The following is a 16,580-nucleotide window of genomic DNA, read 5'->3' as shown; positions in this document are numbered from 1 at the left end:
CCGGTGCACCGACCACTGTTCCTGCCCCGACGGCGCCGCGCCGCGGGACCCCGCCGGGCCGCCCGGGCCGCGCTCCTCGCGACGTTCCTGCTCGTCGGCACCGGCGTGGCACCCGGTGCGGCAGCGGGCCCGGCGGACCGGCCAGCCACCCCGCCGGCGGCCGCCCCCACGAGCGACGAGCGCGTCGTGCTCGTCGGGACCGGCGGGATCTCCTGGGCGGACGTGTCACCCGAGGCCACCCCCGCCCTGTGGTCCGCGGCCGCCGACGGCGCCGCCGGAAACCTCATCTCCCGCAGCGCGGACAGCTCGACGTGCCCCGCGGACGGCTGGCTCGCGGTCTCGGCGGGCAACCGCGCCGCCGACGCGTTCAACGCCCGGTCCGCACCCTGCCGCCTCATCGAGAACCCCGAACCGGGGACCGGCGTGGCCGTCCCCGGCTGGGACGAGTACCTCGCGGCCGTCGACGAGCAGTCGTTCGACGCGCGGCCGGGCACGCTCGGCGACCTCGTCGCCGAGGAGGGCCTGCCCGCCGCGGCGCTCGGACCCGGTGCTGCTGTCGCGCTGGCCACGACCGAGGGACTCGTCGCCGGCAGCTACACGCCGACGACACCCGGGACGAACCCGACCCCCGCCAACACCTCCCTCGGGCCCGAGGTCGCGCGCGCGCTCGACGGCGCCACGCTCGTCGTCGTCGACGCCGGCTCCGTGCGGGACGAGGGATACCCGGTGGAGGCCAAGCCCGTCGACGAGAGCCTGCTGCCCTCCGAGGAGCCCTCGGAGGAGGTCGAGGAGGAGGTCGCGGAGGAGGTGAGGCTGGCGCAGCACGCCGCCGACGTCGCCGCCGTCGACGAGACGCTCGCCGCGGTGCTCGCCGGTGTCCGTGAGCACGACCCGGACCTGCGCAGCACGACGGTGATCATCGCCTCCCTCGCCGACCCCTCCACCACCCCACGCATGCAGGTCGCGGTCATGCTCGGAGCCGGGCAGGAGGTCGGCCTGCTCACCTCCCGATCGACCCGACAGCCTGGGTACGTCCAGGCCACCGACGTCCTGCCGACCGTCCTGACGGCCCTCCACATCGCCGACGACGCCCCCACCGGCGTGCTCGTGGGATCCCCGTGGACGGCGGACCCCTCCACGCTCGACACAGCCCAGCGCATCGCGGCCCTCACCGACGCGGAGGACCATGCGCTCGCCGCCCGGCCGCTCATCCCCGTCTTCTTCCCCCTCTACGTCGTCGTCAACCTCCTGCTGTTCGCCGCGGTGTCGTTCGCGTTCAGCCGCCGCTTCATCGAGGCGGTGGGCCGCGGTGGCCCCGACACGACGGCCCGCAGCAGCGGCCGCCTCACCGACCGCCTCGCGCCGGCCATCAGCAAGGTGCCCGTCATCGTCCTGACCGTCCTGCGGGCGCTCGGCATCGCGATCGCCGCCATCCCCGTCTCGACGCTCCTGGCGAACCTCAGCCCGTGGTGGCGGGCCGGTGCTCCGTCGATGGCGCTCCTGGGTCTCGTCGTCGGGTGGATCCTCGCGATCACGGCGCTCGCCGTGCTGCCCCCCTGGCGGACCTGGCTGTTCGGCCCCGTCGGCGTCGTCGCGACGATCACCGCCGTCGTGCTCGCCGTCGACGTCGCGACCGGGGCACACCTCCAGGTCTCTGCCCTCATGGGGGTCCAGCCGACCGTGGCCGGGCGGTTCTACGGGTTCAACAACACCGCTTTCGCGCTGTTCGCGACGACCACGGTCCTGCTCGCTGCGGCAGCGAGCAACCGGCTCGTCGAGCTCGGCAGGCGCCGGCTCGCGGCGCTCGTCATCGTGGTCATCGGTCTCGTCGCGGTCACGCTCGACGGGTCCCCGAGCATCGGCGCCGACTTCGGGGGACCACCCGCGCTCGTCCCCGCCTTCGCGATCCTCGCCCTCCTCGCGGCGGGCGTCCGGCTCACGTGGCGGCGCGTCCTGCTCGTGCTCCTCGTGGGGGCCGTCATCGTCAGCGGGTTCGCTCTCGTCGACTGGCTGCGGCCCGCGGGCGACCGCACCCACCTCGGGCGGTTCGTCGACACGGTGCTCGACGGCGGACTGGTCGACGTCGTCATGCGCAAGCTCGAGGCGAACTTCCGCACCCTGCGCAACGAGCTCGCGCTCGTGGGCATCGCCGGGATCCTCGTCATCGTCCTCGTGCTCGGCCGCCCGCTGCACACCGCCTCCCGCGCACCGGACAGCACCCCGTACCGGTGGCTCACCGAGGGCGCGCCGCTCAGGCAGATCAACAACGACGCCCCGATGTTCACGCCGGGTGTCGTGTGCACGATCATCGCCCTGGGCATCGGGACGCTCGTCAACGACTCCGGGATCGTCATCCTCGCCGTCGGCATGTCCGTGCTCGTCCCCCTGCTCACGGCGACGTACGCGAGCTGGATGCTCACGCTGCGCCGCACGACGCTGCGGGCGGAGGCGCGGGCCGCACTCCTGGGAGACACGGCCGGCGGGAGCACCGACAGCTGACGACCAGGTGCTGGACGGGACGGACCGCGCTACCTTCGAGGCCCCGCTCCCGATCCGAGAGGTCACGTATGCCCACCATCGGCTTCCATGCCTCGCACGAGCAGGTCCACCCCCGCGCACTCCTCGACGCCGTCCGGCGCGCCGAGGCCGCCGGGTTCGACGCAGCCATGTGCTCCGACCACTTCGCCCCCTGGAGCGAGCGCCAGGGTCACTCCGGGTTCGCCTGGGCGTGGCTCGGTGCCGCGCTCGAGGCCACCAACCTCAGGCTCGGCGTCGTCAACGCGCCCGGCCAGCGGTACCACCCGGCCATCGTCGCGCAGGCCGCGTCGACGCTCGCCGCCATGTATCCCGGCCGCTTCTGGGCGGCCCTCGGCTCCGGCGAGGCCGCGAACGAGCACATCACCGGTGACCCGTGGCCCCGCAAGGACGTCCGCAACGCCCGCCTCGCCGAGAGCGTCGAGGTCATGCGTGCCCTGTTCGCCGGCAAGGAGGTCAGCCACGACGGCCTCGTCACGGTCGACCGTGCCCGGCTGTGGACCCGGCCCGAGACTCCCCCGCCCCTGCTCGGCGCCGCGGTGAGCACGGCGACGGCCGCCTGGGTCGCGGGCTGGGCCGACGGCCTCGCGACCATCGCGCAGCCTCGTGAGCACCTCGAGGCGATGATCGAGGCGTACCGGGGAGCCGGTGGCCGCGGCCCCATCGTGCTGCAGGTGCACGTCAGCTATGCGCCCACGGACGCAGAGGCCCTCGACATCGCCCACCACCAGTGGCGCACCAACGTCTTCTCGCCACCGGTGTGCTGGGACCTCGACACGCCCCAGGCGTTCGACGAGGCCGCCAAGCACGTGACGCCGGAGGACATGCACTCCTCCGTGCTCATCTCCTCCGACCCGGCGCGGCACACCGACCAGCTGCTCGAGTACGCGTCCCTGGGCTTCGACGAGATCTACCTCCACCACGTGGGTGCCGAGCAGACGCAGTTCATCGACGTCTTCGGCGAGCACGTCCTGCCCCACCTGCGGGAGGCCTCATGAGAGTCACCGACACCTCCGACCTGTGGTGGAAGACGGCGGTCGTCTACTGCCTCGACGTCGAGACGTTCATGGACTGGAACGACGACGGCGTCGGCGACCTCGACGGTCTCGCGCACCGCCTCGACCACCTCGCCGAGCTCGGCGTGACGTGCCTGTGGCTCATGCCGTTCTACCCGACGCCCGACCGCGACGACGGCTACGACATCACCGACTTCTACGGCGTCGACCCACGCCTCGGGCACCACGGCGACGTCGTCGAGATCATCCGCACGGCCCGCGACCGCGGCATGCGGGTCATCGCGGACCTCGTGGTCAATCACACCTCGGACCAGCACCCGTGGTTCCTGTCCGCGCGCTCGAGCAAGGACTCGCCGTTCCGCGACTTCTACGTGTGGCGCGACGACGTGCCCGAGGACGCACCCGAGACCGTCTTCCCCGGCGAGGAGGACGGGGTGTGGGAGTACGACAAGAAGACGAAGCAGTACTACCTGCACCGGTTCTACAAGCACCAGCCCGACCTCAACGTCTCGAACCCGCGCGTGCGGGAGGAGATCGCGAAGGTCATGGGCTTCTGGCTGGAGCTCGGCCTGTCCGGGTTCCGGGTGGATGCCGTCCCGTACCTCCTCGAGCCCTCCGCCGCGGACAGCGGTGCGACGCCCGGCACGACGGGCCAGGACACCGACTCGTCCGGCGCGTACGGCGACCCGCACGACTACCTCCGGGCGCTCCGGGCGTTCCTCGGGCGCCGGACCGGAGACGGCATCCTGCTCGGCGAGGTCAACCTGGAACGCGCCGAGCAGCTCGAGTACTTCGGCGGGGACGCGGGTGACGAGCTGACCATGCAGTTCGACTTCGTCGCCATGCAGAAGCTCTACCTCTCCCTGGCACGGTCGGACGCCCGACCGTTGGCCCGGGCGTTGGCGGACCGGCCCCCGCTCGCCCGGCGGTCACAGTGGGCGAACTTCGTCCGCAACCACGACGAGCTCACGCTCGACAAGCTCACGGACGACGAGCGCAACGAGGTGTTCGAGGCGTTCGCGCCCGACGAGGCCGCACGCGTCTTCGGGCGCGGCATCACGCGCAGGCTCCCGCCGATGCTCGCCGGGGACCCGCGCCGCGTGCGGATGGCGTACAGCCTGCTGTTCTCCATGCCGGGCACGCCCGTGCTGTTCTACGGCGAGGAGATCGGCATGGGCGAGAACCTCGCCGCCGGCGGCCGGGAGGCGGTGCGCACGCCGATGCAGTGGTCAGCGGACGTGAACGGCGGCTTCTCCCGTGCCGCGGCGAAGGACCTCGTCGCCCCGGTCCCCGAGGACGGGTTCGCCCCGAAGCACGTCAACGTCGCGGACCAGCGCCACGACCCGGACTCGCTGCTGTCCTTCATGCGGACACTCGTGCGGCAGTACCGCAACTCCCCCGAGATCGGCTGGGGCGAGCTCACGGTGCTCGAGCAGCCCCACGACGCGGTGCTCGCGCACAGCGTCACGGGTGCGGGCGGGCAGGTCATCGCGCTGCACAACTTCGCTGCCGACCCGGTCTCCGTGCCGCTCACGGTGCCCGGGACGGACGCGACGGTGCAGCTCGTCGACCTGCTGGCGGCGCAGACGACGACGCTGTCGGACGACGGCTGCGCCGAGCTCGAGCTGCCCGCCTACGGGTACCGGTGGGTGCGGGTCGTCCGGGAGGACGACCGGCGCCTCATCTGAGGATCAGCGGTCCGCGGACGGTGTGGATCTCGTGACCTTCGCACGGGTCCGGGCCCCCGCGGACCGCACCCGGCGGGCGTTGACCGCGAGCTGGACGTCGCGGTACTGCTTCGCCCGGTGCAGCTGGCCGCGCAGGTCCGTGCCCGACGGTCGGTGCCGCAGGTCGCACGGGACCTCGACCACGACGTACCCGAGCCGCAGGAGGTCGATGCTCAGCCCGGTCTCGACGCCCCAGCCACGGGCGAGCGGCGTCGCCGCCTCGAAGGCCTCGCGCGTCAGGCACCGCATCCCGGAGAGCGGCTGCGTCGGTGTCCAGCCCGTCATGGACGCGATGGCCCGACGCGCCGCGCCGACGACGATCCCCCGGCCACCGGCACCCAGCTGGGGTGGCAGCAGAGCGATCGACATGTCTGCCCGGCCCTCGAGGACCGGCACGACGAGCGGAGCGGTGTTCACGGCCGTCTCCGCGAGGTCCCCGTCGATGAACAGCAGGAGGCGCGGCGGACGGTTGGGGGCGTCACGCATCGCGACGACTGCGGCACCCGTCTCCATCGCCGCGGCCTTCCCACGGTTGTGGGAGTGTCGGACGACGACTGCTCCGGCGTCCCGGGCGACGTCCTGCGTGTTGTCCTCGCTCCCGTCGTCGACGACGAGCACGAGGTCCACGTGCGGGATGGCCCGAGCAGCACGGACCGTCTCGGCGATGCGCCGTGACTCGTCCTTGGCGGGGATGATGACCGCGACCCGCTGCCGGGCGGACGGGCGACCGCTCGCGTACGGGGCACTCTTCGCCCGGCGGACGACCGCCGGTCGGGTGCCTCTCGTCGAGCCGTCCTGGTCCGCCGGGACGGTCGGGGCGTCGGGGGCACCCGCATGCACCTGTGTGTCGTCGCTCACGTCCCCACCCTAGTCTCCGTCGACCTCCCCCGGCAGGTCAGCGGAGGGTGACCTGGCGGGCGACGATGCCCGCGCGGGCGCGGCGCTCGTTCGCGTCGAGCGGCGCGTCGGTCTCGATCGCGGCCTTGAGGGCGGGCCAGAACGCGACGACGTCGGCCTCGATGTCCTCGGCCTCCGATCCCTTGGGCAGCTCCCACACGGGGATGACGATCCCGGAGGAGCGGAAGGCCCCGAGGAACTTGCTGCCGGCGAACCCGGACTCGCGCTTGGCGTGGAGGCGCGCCACGGCGTCGATGACCGTGTCCTCGCCGTACGGCAGGGACCAGCGCAGGTACTCGCGTGCGCCCATGCGGCACCAGTAGGCACTGTCGACGCCCGCGAGCTTGCGGGTCTCGACGAGCGAGGAGTTCGCGTCGTCGAGGGACTCCTGGACCTCCGGCGAGATGGGGTTCGTCGGGTCCATCCAGTAGTCGAAGCCCTCGTGGACGGTGACCTCGAACGGGACGCTCGGGTCGAGGATGTCCTGCAGGCGCGGCCCCGGGCCGGGCAGGACGGTGCTCGGCAGCGAGCTGCCGGGCTCGAGCTCCATGGCGTCGAGGATCGTCTGAGCGAGGTCGCGGCTCGCGTCGCCGGACCCGGCGTGGGTCTGCAGCGCGACGAACAGGGCGCCGTCACCGCGGTGCAGGGCAGGCCACCCGGCGGGCAGCACGGTCGTGAAGATGATGTCCCGGGCGCCGTACTTCTTCGTGGTCCGCGCGGTCGCGGTCGCCGCAGGGACGACCTCGCGCAGGGCGACGAGGTCGGCCTCGCCGGGAAGCCCCTCGAAGGGACGCAGCACAAACTCGGGTGACGTGTTCTTTGCCATGTGACGAGACTACCGGGACGGGTCAGTCCCGGGAGCCGGACGCGTCCGGCCCATCCCCTGCCGGACGAACCGGACGCGTGCCAAGATCTGTCCATGGACCCACGCGCAGGCACCCTCGCCCAGCCAGCAGACCTCATCGACGTGGACGCCGTCGTCGGCGCCTACTACGACCTCACGCCCGACGTCGACGACCCGTCGCAGAAGGTCGTCTTCGGCACCTCGGGCCACCGCGGCTCGAGCCTCGACCACGCCTTCAACGAGGCCCACATCATCGCGACGACCGCGGCCATCGTCGAGTACCGCGCGTCGCGGGGCACCGACGGCCCCCTGTTCATCGGCCGCGACACCCACGCCCTGTCCCTGCCCGCGTGGCAGACCGCGCTCGAGGTGCTGGCCGCAGCCGGCGTCGAGACGTACATCGATGCCCGCGACTCCTACACCCCGACGCCGGCGGTGTCGCACGCGATCCTCCTGCACAACGAGGCGACGACCGCCCAGGGAGTGCGCACGAGCGGTCCCGGGCTCGCCGACGGCATCGTCGTCACCCCCTCGCACAACCCCCCGCGCGACGGCGGCTTCAAGTACAACGCCCCGCACGGCGGCCCCGCCGACTCCGACGCGACCTCGTGGATCGCGGACCGGGCGAACGAGATCCTGCGCAGCGGCGTCGGACAGGTGCGGCGCGTGAGCCTCGACCAGGCGCTGGCGGCAGGCACGACGCACCGCCACGACTACCTCGAGGCGTACGTCGACGACCTCGCGACCGTGCTCGACCTCGACGCCATCCGCTCGGCGGGCGTGCGCATCGGCGCCGACCCGCTCGGCGGTGCGGCCGTGGAGTACTGGGGCGCCATCGGCGAGCGCTACGGCCTCGACCTCACCGTCGTCAACCCCCAGGTCGACCCGCGCTGGGGGTTCATGACCCTCGACTGGGACGCGAAGATCCGCATGGACTGCTCCTCCCCGTACGCGATGGCCTCGCTCGTCGAGGCGATGAAGGGCGACGCGCCGTACGACATCGCCACGGGCAACGACGCGGACTCCGACCGCCACGGCATCGTCACCCCCGACGCGGGGCTCATGAACCCCAACCACTACCTCGCGGTCGCGATCAGCTACCTCTACGGCGGGGCGCGCCCCGACTGGGCGCCGGACGCCGCGATCGGCAAGACCCTCGTCTCCTCCGCGCTCATCGACCGGGTCGCCGCCGGCCTGGGCCGCCGGCTCGACGAGGTGCCCGTGGGCTTCAAGTGGTTCGTCCCCGGCCTGCTCGACGGCTCCGTCGGCTTCGGTGGCGAGGAGTCCGCCGGGGCGTCCTTCCTGCGCAAGAACGGCGGGGTCTGGACGACCGACAAGGACGGGATCCTCCTCGCCGTGCTCGGCTCCGAGATCCTCGCGACGACGGGCCTGTCCCCCTCCGAGCACCACGCGCGGCTCGTCGAGCAGCACGGCCAGTCCTGGTACGCCCGCGTCGACGCACCCGCGACGCTCGAGCAGAAGGCGACGCTCGCGCGCCTCGCGCCCGAGCAGGTGAGCGCCTCGACGCTCGCGGGCGAGGACATCACCGCCAAGCTCACGACCGCGCCGAGCAACGGGGCGTCGATCGGCGGGCTCAAGGTGACGACCGAGAACGCGTGGTTCGCCGCCCGCCCGTCGGGCACCGAGAACGTGTACAAGATCTACGCGGAGTCGTTCGTCTCTCCCGAGCACCTCACCCAGGTGCAGGAGGCCGCGAAGGCACTCGTCACGGACGCGCTGGGCTGACGGACCCACTGCACCGACCTGGATGGGGAGGGGTACCTCTCCCCATCCAGGTGGCAGGCCCGCGCACGGGAGTCTGCCTAGGGTCGTGGGACAGGACACATACGTCACCACCCACGACCACACGGAACGAGATCCTCCATGCGCACCTCACGTGTCACCCGTCCCCTGGCCACCCTGACGATCGCCGGGCTCGCCCTCGCCGGGATCGCCGCCTGCTCCTCAGACGAGACGGCACCGGAGACGACGCCCGCCGTCGAGGAGACCGAGGACCCGGCGCCCGAGGAGACCGAGACCGAGACCGACGAGCCGAGCGAGGACGCGGAGGACGACTCCGACGCTCCTGCCGGGAACGGCGAGGGCGCCGCGTGGGCGAACCCGGTGACCACGCCCGGGGACCTGCTCACGACGATCGAGGGTGACGCCTTCTCCGTCGAGGTGTACCAGGTGGGGACCACGACGGCCCCGAAGGACGGCCTGTTCGTCGACCCCGAGAACAACCTGCCGATCATCGCGGAGGGCGACGAGATCGTGTTCGTCAACTACGTCGTGACGAACACCGGTACCGAGCCGATGCCGATGTCGTTCAACCTCGTCGCCGTCGAGGCGCGCTACGCCGACTGGCCGTACATGCAGGGCATGGACACCATCACGGGCGCTGACCTCTTCGCCTCGATGGAGGTCAACGACTCCGCCATCGCCGTCGGCAACACCGAGGCCCCGTTCGTCCTCGAGCCCGGTGCGTCGTTCTCCTACGGCGAGAACTTCAAGTACCAGGCGGGCTCGCCCATCACCTTCGACGTGACGTACACCCCGGCCGACGACGCGGGCGAGCTCCTGCACGACGAGCGCCAGGAAGCGACCGCGGACGCGACCATCGCCTGAGGCATCCCCCACGAAGGCCTGCACGGGCGGTGACGCCCAGCCCGTGCGGGCCTTCGTCACGCCCGGCCCACGGTCAGCCGAGAAGGTCCTGGTACTCCGCGTGGCGCTCGACGAACCCGTGGACGAACGAGCACTGCGGGTCGACGCGCAGACCCTGCGCCCGCGCGTGACCGAGGGCCTCGCGCGCCAGGGCCGAACCGACGCCGCGGCCCTCGAACTCCGGCTCGACGATCGTGTGGGTGGTCACCATCGTCGAGCCGTCGAGCTCGTAGGTGAGGAACCCCGCGGTCCGCCCGTCCGCGTCCGCCTCGAAACGCTGCTGCGCGGCGTCGTGCGTGACGGGGAAGCCTGGTCGCGTGTCGTCGTTGCTCATCGGGCCATCATGCACACAGCCTCGTCGGGCCGTCTCGTGATGAGAGACTGAGGTCGTGGGAACGGATGACGGCACGACCGATGGCAGCACGCGCAAGGACGGTGCCAGGGTTTCTCGCAACCCCTACGCCGTGATCTTCCAGCACCCGGGAGCGGCGCGGTTCTCCGCCGCCGGGGCGCTCGCGCGCCTGCCGATGTCGATGGTCGGTATCGGCATCGTCCTCATGCTCCAGCAGATCTACGGCAACTACGCGCTGGGCAGCCGGGTGAGCGCGGCATACATCATCGCCCAGGCGATCTGCTCGCCGCAGATCGCGCGCCGGGTGGACCGTGCGGGGCAGTCGCGCATCATGCGTCCCCTGTTCGCCGTCACGTGCGTCTCCCTCGTGGGCCTCATCCTGTGCGCCGTGCTGCGCGCCCCCGAGGTCACGCTCTACGTGTTCGCGGTCCTCGTCGGGGCGACCGTCGGCTCGGTCGGGTCGATGGTCCGCGCCCGGTGGTCGCACCTCATCAGCGACCCCCGTGAGCTGCACCGTGCCTACTCCTTCGAGGCCGCCGTCGACGAGCTGTGCTTCGTCGTCGGACCGATGCTCGCGACCATCCTCGCGACGAGCGTCACGGCGACCGCCGGGCTCGTCGTGCCGCTCCTCGCGGTCGCGGTCGGCGGTTTCTGGTTCCTGTCCCTGCGGGCGACCGAGCCGCCGCCGTCGGTGCCCGTCCCGGGAGTGAAGCGCCGCTCCGTGCTGCGCGACGGCGCGGTGCTCGGCGTCATCGGGGTGTTCATCGGCATGGGTGCCATCTTCGGTGCCACCGACGTCGCGACGATCGCCTTCGCGGAGGAGGCCGGCCAGGAGGCGCTCGCCGGCGTGATCCTCGGGGTCTTCGCGACCGGGTCGCTCATCTCGGGACTCGGGTACGGGGCGCGGCACTGGGTGTCGCCCCTGTGGATCCGGTTCGTCGTCGGGATGCTCGCGATGGCCGCGGGCGTGTCCCTCTTCGTGTTCGTGTCGTCGCTGTGGGCGCTCGCGGGCGTGATGTTCGTCGCGGGCTTCGCCATCGCCCCGACCCTCATCAACGGCAACAACCTCATCCAGACGGTCGTGCCGTCCGCACAGCTCACAGAGGGGCTGACGTGGCTGGGCACCGCCCTCGCGGTCGGTGTCTCTCTCGGGACGTCCCTCGCGGGCCAGCGCATCGACGACGCCGGCGCGCACGCCGGGTTCGAGGTTGTCCTCGTCGCTGCGGCCTTCTCCGCCGTCGCGGCCCTCGCGTCCGTCCCGCTGGTCCGGCGGCGCACCGCGCAGGTGCAGGTGGAGTCCGCGACCCTCGGCTGACGTGCCCCGCGGCTCAGACGAGGGGCGTACCCGCGGGCGGGTCCTCGTCGAGCAGGGCACCACCCTCGTCGGCAGCACGCGCCTTCTCGTCCTCGGTCATCGCCGACCAGGTGCGGTCGAAGTCCGCGACGCCACGGTCCGCGATGGCCTGGAAGCCCGGCATCTCGAGCAGGTCGAGCGCGGGCCGGCGTCCCTCGATGATCTCCGTGAGCTGGTCCCGCGTCTCGCGGTCCTCGGCGCGGTCCCGCAGGATCGTCAGGGACTCGCGGAGCAGACGGTCGCCCGGGCTCCCGACCGGGATCGACGGGAGCGCACGCGGCATCTCCTCGTCGCCCGTCGCGGCACCAGGCCAGGCATCGTGCGGGCTCGTCATCAGGGCACCACCTTGTTGTCGTAGGACGCGGGCAGCGCCATGGTCTCGAAGTCCTGGATCGCGCCGAGGAAGCCGGCGATCAGCCCCACCGAGCCGTTGCACATGTTCACCGCGAGGTCGTGGGCGTCGAGGATCTGCTTGGCCAGGCTGGCAGCCTTCGCGATCGACGCCGCCGTCGCGCCTCCTCCGACGAGCAGCCCGACGCCCGTCCACGAGGACGCCGCCGTCGCGGCCGCGGAGACCGCAGCGATGATGAGCCAGTCCATCGCCTGGCGCAGCAGGGAGTTGATGAGGACTGCGGTCTGCTCCATCCCGGCCGAGACCGAGAGGTACTCGCCGCCCGCGGAGCGCAGCGCGCTCGCCTGCTGCTCGATGGCCGCGGACAGCGTCACGAAGTACGCGTGGGCCGCCTCGGCCGCCTCCCCGTCCCAGTCGGCTCCTGCTGTCGTGCTGGCGCTGTGGAGCTGCGCGGACACCTCGTCGCAGTAGTCCCCGAGGATCTCCAGGCACCGGCCGGCCTGCGAGACCGCGTTCCAGTCCCCCGCGACGGTCTTGGTGACGACCTCCAACGGGCTGTAGCCGAACGCCTGCTTGATGCACCAGTCCACCCAGTAGGACGGGCTGATGTACTGGGAGAACCCGAGCATGTTGTTGACGAGGTCGGGGACGACGGGCGCGTCCGAGGGCGGCACGAGCACGTCGGTCGCGGCGGTCATCGGGGCACCCCCGGGTAGGTCTTGTCGAGCGCCGCTGCCTCGGACGTGTCCACCGTGGCGTAGTGCTGCGCGGTGTCGGACAGCTCGGACGCGGACTGCGTCACGACGGTCGACAGGTGCTCGAGCGCCCCGCGGGCGCCGTCGAGCAGGCCCTGGGCCGCGGAGGCGAAGGTGAAGAAGATCCACCCGTCCTCACCACCGCTCACGCTGCCCCAGGTCGACAGGTACTCCTTGGCCGTCGGCACGCCCTCTCCGAGGTCGCCGACGGTACCCGCGAACGTCGCGACCGACTCCGGCCGCACATAGAACTCCGACACCTGACACTCCCTTCGTCTCCGCCCCAACCTTCCGCAGGTCGCGTGCGGCCACAATGGGGACTGGTGCCCGCCTGCGCGCGACGCGTCGGGCGGTGCTCCGTGTGCTGGCATGCCACGATCAGGGGATGCCCGAGCGACCAGCGACACCCCCACGACGCGGCGCGACCGCACCCTCGCCCGCTGGCGATGGCTACGCCGTGCCAGGATCCGACGCCGGACCGAACCGGGCCCCACGTGCGACGGTCGCCTGGGCGACCGCTCTCGTCGTCGTGCTGCTCGGCTCGGTCCTCGCCACGATCCTCGCCAAGCGGGAGAGCGTCGCGGACGCCGTCCTTCCGGCCAGCGGTGGGCCGGTGCCGCTCGAGCTCCTCGGAGCCGGATGGGTCGTCGTACCCGTCGTCGTGCTGCTGGCGCTGCTCGTGACCGTGCGGGCGGACGGCGCGCCGCGGTGGTGGGCGCGGGCGCTCGCGCTCGTGGCCGTCGCGTGGCTCGGGACCGTCGCCGCGTTCCCCCGCCCGGCCGTCTCGAGCCCGGGGTACTACGCCGAGACGTTCGGGGCGGCGGCCGACCGCGTCGAGTCGGTCGCCGACGGCGTGCTCCTCGGTGTCCTGTCGGTCGCCGGCGCCGTCGTGCTCACCGTGCTCGTGGCCGTGCTCGCCTTCCGCGCGCCGCCCGGGTCGCAGGACTGGCCCGTCGCCGCGCGCCGCGCCCGTGCGCGCCGGGTCCTGCGGACCGCCGGGTACCTGACGATCGGGTTCCTCGTGGTGGCCCTCGTCGTCGTGACCGTCGTCGTCGACTGACGCCGGACCGTCGCCGCGCCCCGGACGCTCAACCGCCGGAGGATGGAAGAACCCGTCCGCCTGTGGAGGAGATCCCGTGGTCAAGCACAGCACCCGCAACCAGACCGTCGCCGACCAGCTCGTCGCCCAGATCATCGAGGCCGGTGCCAGGCACATCTACGGGATCGTCGGGGACAGCCTCAACCCGGTGGTCGACGCCGTCCGCCGGGCCGCGAACGACGGCGCGGACATCGCGTGGGTGCAGGTCCGGCACGAGGAGGCAGCCGCCTTCGCGGCCGCGGCGGAGGCCGAGGTCACCGGCAACCTCGCCGTGTGCGCGGGCTCCTGCGGACCGGGCAACCTCCACCTCATCAACGGCCTCTACGACGCCAACCGCTCGAAGGTGCCGGTGCTCGCGATCGCCAGCCACATCCCGACGAAGCAGATCGGGACCCAGTTCTTCCAGGAGACCCACCCGGACCGCCTCTTCACCGAGTGCTCGGTGTACTCGGAGATGGTCTCGTCCCCCGAGCAGGCGCCCCGCGTCTTCGCCACGGCGATCCACCACGCCTACGGTGCGCCGGGGGTCGCCGTGCTCACGCTGCCCGGCGACGTCGCCGACATGGACGCACCCGCCGCCGTCCCGAACGTCACCTCCCGGCCGGCCCGGCCGCGCGTCGTGCCCGACGCCGCAGCGCTCCAGCTGCTCGCCGACGCGATCAACGCCGCCACGAAGGTGACGATCTTCGCGGGCGCCGGCGTCCGGGGCGCGCACGACGACGTCCTCGCGCTCGCGGACAAGATCGCCGCGCCCGTCGGCCACTCGTTGCGCGGCAAGGAGTGGATCCAGTACGACAACCCGTTCGACGTCGGGATGTCAGGCCTGCTCGGGTACGGGTCCTGCCACGAGGCGACGCAGGAGGCGGACCTGCTCGTCCTGCTCGGCACCGACTTCCCGTACGACCAGTTCCTGCCCGAGTCCGTGCGGACCGCGCAGGTGGACATCGACCCCACCCACCTCGGGCGGCGCACCCGGCTGGACCTCGCTGTCGTGGGTGACGTCGGCGAGACCGTCCGTGCCCTCCTCCCCCTCGTCAGACCTGCCCGCTCGCGCAAGTTCCTCACGACGATGCGCAAGAAGCACGTGAAGCAGATGACCAGTGTCGTCGGTGCGTACAAGGGACGGTCCGCGGAGTCCCTCGTTCCCATCCACCCGGAGTACGTCGCCGACCTCCTCGACCAGGAGGCCGCCGACGACGCCGTGTTCACCGTGGACACGGGCATGTGCAACGTGTGGGCCGCGCGGTACATCACGCCCAACGGTCGGCGCCGGATCATCGGCTCGTTCCTCCATGGGTCCATGGCGAACGCCGTGCCGCACGCCATCGGTGCAGCGATGTCCCAGCCCGGGCGTCAGGTCGTCGCCCTCGCGGGGGACGGCGGCCTGTCGATGCTCCTCGGGGAGCTCATCACCATCAAGCACTACGACCTCCCCGTGAAGATCGTGCTGTTCGACAACGCCACCCTCGGCATGGTCCGCCTCGAGATGCTCGTCGACGGCCTGCCCTCGTACGGGACCGACTCGCCGAGCATCGACTACGCGGCCGTGGCGAACGCCATCGGCATCCCGTCCGTGCGGATCGAGGACCCCAGGGGCCTGCGGGACGCGCTCCGGACAGCCCTCGACCGGCCGGGACCGGGGCTCGTCGACGTCGTCACCGACCCGCGCGCACTCTCGCTCCCTCCGACGATCACCGCCGGTCAGGTCCGGGGCTTCGCCGTCGCGATGAGCAAGGAGGTCCTCGGTGGTGGCCTCGGCGAGGTCGTGTCCATGGCACGGTCGAACCTCCGGAACGTGCCGCGGCCATGACGAGATGGAACCCCTCAGCGCCTCCGGGCCGCCCGCCAGGCGCCCGTCGACCACAGCGCCCACAGCACGAGGAGGGGTTGGAAGAGCAGCCGCACCGCACGCGCCCGGTCCGAGTCGAGACCGAACGCGTCGGTGTGCGTGACGTACTGGGAGATGTTGCCGGGGAAGATCGCGACGAAGAAGGCAGCGACGATCCAGCCGATCTGCACCTTCTTGCCGGGCAGCACGACGAGCGCCCCACCGAGGCTGATCTCGACGACGCCCGAGACGAGGACGACGGTGTCCGGATCCATCGGCACCCACCCGGGCACCTGGGCGAGGAACTCTTCCCGGGCCACGGTGAGGTGGGTGATCCCCGCGAAGAGCAGGAACCCGCCGAGGGCGAGGCGCCCGACCGTGCGCGGCACCGACCGCTCCACGACGGGGCGCTCGACCTCCCGCCGGGTGCGGGAACGGGTCCGCCGGTGGCGCGTCGTGTCAGGGCTCATCACCCCAGTCTGGCGGCGGTGCTGCGTCCCGCAACCGTTCACCCGGTGGGTAACCCCATGAGTTGGACGAACATTGGTACAGTCTGCGCAAACTTTCCCCAGTGCAGAGGACGCGCCCATGCTGACCTTCATCATCATCGGGATCGTCGGGCTCTGCCTCGTCCTCGGCTCCATGCTCCTCGGAGAGTTCGTCGAGCTCGGTGACGGGGCGGTCTCCGGGACGTCCCTCGGCGTCGGAGGCCTCGTGTTCGGGGCCGTGGGCATGATCGTCCTCGCCAACGACCTGCCCATGTGGCTCGCCTACGCCGGGTCCGCCGTCGTCGCCGTCCTCGTCGTCCTCGTCGTGCAGATGTTCATCAAGCGCCTGCGGGACACCGAGGACGGCCTGCCCGTCTCGCTCGTCGGGGTGCAGGGGGTCGCGACACGCGACCTCAGCACCTCGGGCGGCGAGGTGTCGCTCGACGCCGCACACGAGCTCGAGCGCCGGCTCGCCTGGGCCGACGAGGCCATCCCGGCCGGCACCCGCGTCGTCGTGCGCGAGCAGTCCGGCAGCCGGGTCCGCGTCGCGCGCGCGACGCCGACGCCGAACAGCTGATCTTCCCCGGCGCCCAGGCCGGCCCCGCCTGACCCGTCCCCGGTGCCGAGGACGGTTCCCTCTCACGAAAGGAGCCCGCCCCACGCTCC

General features: G+C 72.1%; 16 protein-coding genes. 9 read left to right on the top strand and 7 right to left on the bottom strand.

Features of this window, described 5'->3' with window-relative positions:
- The first annotated feature begins 3 nt into the window (after nucleotides 1-3).
- The 3 genes from AC54T1_RS04310 to AC54T1_RS04300 all read left to right on the top strand — a co-directional run bounded on the left by AC54T1_RS04310 (nucleotide 4) and on the right by AC54T1_RS04300 (nucleotide 5,239).
- Nucleotides 4-2,499: a hypothetical protein gene (locus tag AC54T1_RS04310; RefSeq protein WP_484344098.1), complete on the top strand. Its 2,496-nt coding sequence runs from the start codon at nucleotides 4-6 to the stop codon at nucleotides 2,497-2,499.
- A gap of 68 nt (nucleotides 2,500-2,567) precedes the next feature.
- A complete protein-coding gene (locus tag AC54T1_RS04305; protein ID WP_484344097.1) occupies nucleotides 2,568-3,533 on the top strand; it encodes a TIGR03885 family FMN-dependent LLM class oxidoreductase in 966 nt (321 codons plus the stop codon).
- Nucleotides 3,530-5,239: an alpha-amylase family protein gene (locus AC54T1_RS04300; protein ID WP_496911162.1), complete on the top strand. Its 1,710-nt coding sequence runs from the start codon at nucleotides 3,530-3,532 to the stop codon at nucleotides 5,237-5,239. Before AC54T1_RS04305 ends, AC54T1_RS04300 begins: the two co-directional genes overlap by 4 nt.
- A gap of 3 nt (nucleotides 5,240-5,242) precedes the next feature.
- On the opposite strand, the gene AC54T1_RS04295 is transcribed toward AC54T1_RS04300, so the two are convergent.
- Together AC54T1_RS04295 and AC54T1_RS04290 are read right to left on the bottom strand one after the other, a co-directional pair.
- Entirely contained in the window at nucleotides 5,243-5,974 is a 732-nt protein-coding gene (locus AC54T1_RS04295) for a glycosyltransferase (protein WP_496911264.1), read from the bottom strand.
- 199 nt (nucleotides 5,975-6,173) lie between these two features.
- A complete protein-coding gene (locus tag AC54T1_RS04290) occupies nucleotides 6,174-7,001 on the bottom strand; it encodes a DUF5926 family protein (RefSeq protein ID WP_496911161.1) in 828 nt (275 codons plus the stop codon).
- A gap of 93 nt (nucleotides 7,002-7,094) precedes the next feature.
- Between AC54T1_RS04290 and pgm the strand changes: the two genes are divergently transcribed.
- Nucleotides 7,095-8,765: a phosphoglucomutase (alpha-D-glucose-1,6-bisphosphate-dependent) gene (gene pgm, locus AC54T1_RS04285; protein ID WP_496911160.1), complete on the top strand. Its 1,671-nt coding sequence runs from the start codon at nucleotides 7,095-7,097 to the stop codon at nucleotides 8,763-8,765.
- 138 nt (nucleotides 8,766-8,903) lie between these two features.
- On the top strand, nucleotides 8,904-9,647 hold the full coding sequence (locus AC54T1_RS04280; protein WP_496911159.1) for a hypothetical protein: 744 nt from the start codon (nucleotides 8,904-8,906) through the stop codon (nucleotides 9,645-9,647).
- Between the two features lie 73 nt (nucleotides 9,648-9,720).
- On the opposite strand, the gene AC54T1_RS04275 is transcribed toward AC54T1_RS04280, so the two are convergent.
- Complete coding sequence (locus AC54T1_RS04275; protein ID WP_484344092.1) at nucleotides 9,721-10,020, bottom strand: GNAT family N-acetyltransferase; 300 nt, start codon at nucleotides 10,018-10,020, stop codon at nucleotides 9,721-9,723.
- Between the two features lie 55 nt (nucleotides 10,021-10,075).
- Here AC54T1_RS04275 and AC54T1_RS04270 point away from each other — a divergent pair, with 55 nt between their 5' ends.
- Nucleotides 10,076-11,353 (top strand): MFS transporter, encoded by a 1,278-nt coding sequence (locus AC54T1_RS04270; protein WP_484344091.1) that lies wholly within the window; start codon nucleotides 10,076-10,078, stop codon nucleotides 11,351-11,353.
- Nucleotides 11,354-11,366: 13 nt separating this feature from the next.
- Here the strand turns inward: AC54T1_RS04270 and AC54T1_RS04265 are convergent, their stop codons facing one another.
- From AC54T1_RS04265 to AC54T1_RS04255, 3 genes are read right to left on the bottom strand one after another with little or no spacing between them, the layout of a single operon-like run.
- Nucleotides 11,367-11,726 (bottom strand): hypothetical protein, encoded by a 360-nt coding sequence (locus AC54T1_RS04265; protein ID WP_484344090.1) that lies wholly within the window; start codon nucleotides 11,724-11,726, stop codon nucleotides 11,367-11,369.
- Complete coding sequence (locus AC54T1_RS04260) at nucleotides 11,726-12,442, bottom strand: hypothetical protein (protein ID WP_484344089.1); 717 nt, start codon at nucleotides 12,440-12,442, stop codon at nucleotides 11,726-11,728. The genes AC54T1_RS04265 and AC54T1_RS04260 overlap by 1 nt, the downstream gene beginning before the upstream one ends.
- A complete protein-coding gene (locus AC54T1_RS04255; RefSeq protein WP_484344088.1) occupies nucleotides 12,439-12,759 on the bottom strand; it encodes a type VII secretion target in 321 nt (106 codons plus the stop codon). Before AC54T1_RS04255 ends, AC54T1_RS04260 begins: the two co-directional genes overlap by 4 nt.
- 197 nt (nucleotides 12,760-12,956) lie before the next feature.
- Between AC54T1_RS04255 and AC54T1_RS04250 the strand changes: the two genes are divergently transcribed.
- Both AC54T1_RS04250 and AC54T1_RS04245 read left to right on the top strand, forming a co-directional pair.
- Entirely contained in the window at nucleotides 12,957-13,559 is a 603-nt protein-coding gene (locus AC54T1_RS04250) for a hypothetical protein (protein ID WP_484344087.1), read from the top strand.
- Nucleotides 13,560-13,635: 76 nt separating this feature from the next.
- Nucleotides 13,636-15,408 (top strand): pyruvate dehydrogenase, encoded by a 1,773-nt coding sequence (locus tag AC54T1_RS04245; RefSeq protein ID WP_496911158.1) that lies wholly within the window; start codon nucleotides 13,636-13,638, stop codon nucleotides 15,406-15,408.
- A gap of 14 nt (nucleotides 15,409-15,422) precedes the next feature.
- Here the strand turns inward: AC54T1_RS04245 and AC54T1_RS04240 are convergent, their stop codons facing one another.
- Nucleotides 15,423-15,896, bottom strand: coding sequence for a DoxX family protein (locus tag AC54T1_RS04240; protein WP_496911157.1), 474 nt, complete (start codon nucleotides 15,894-15,896; stop codon nucleotides 15,423-15,425).
- 118 nt (nucleotides 15,897-16,014) lie between these two features.
- Here AC54T1_RS04240 and AC54T1_RS04235 point away from each other — a divergent pair, with 118 nt between their 5' ends.
- Nucleotides 16,015-16,491: an NfeD C-terminal domain-containing protein gene (locus AC54T1_RS04235; protein WP_496911156.1), complete on the top strand. Its 477-nt coding sequence runs from the start codon at nucleotides 16,015-16,017 to the stop codon at nucleotides 16,489-16,491.
- Nucleotides 16,492-16,580: the final 89 nt, after the last annotated feature.

It is taken from the genome of Sanguibacter sp. Z41_6 (assembly GCF_059621145.1).
This window is presented reverse-complemented; position numbering and strand designations above follow the sequence as displayed.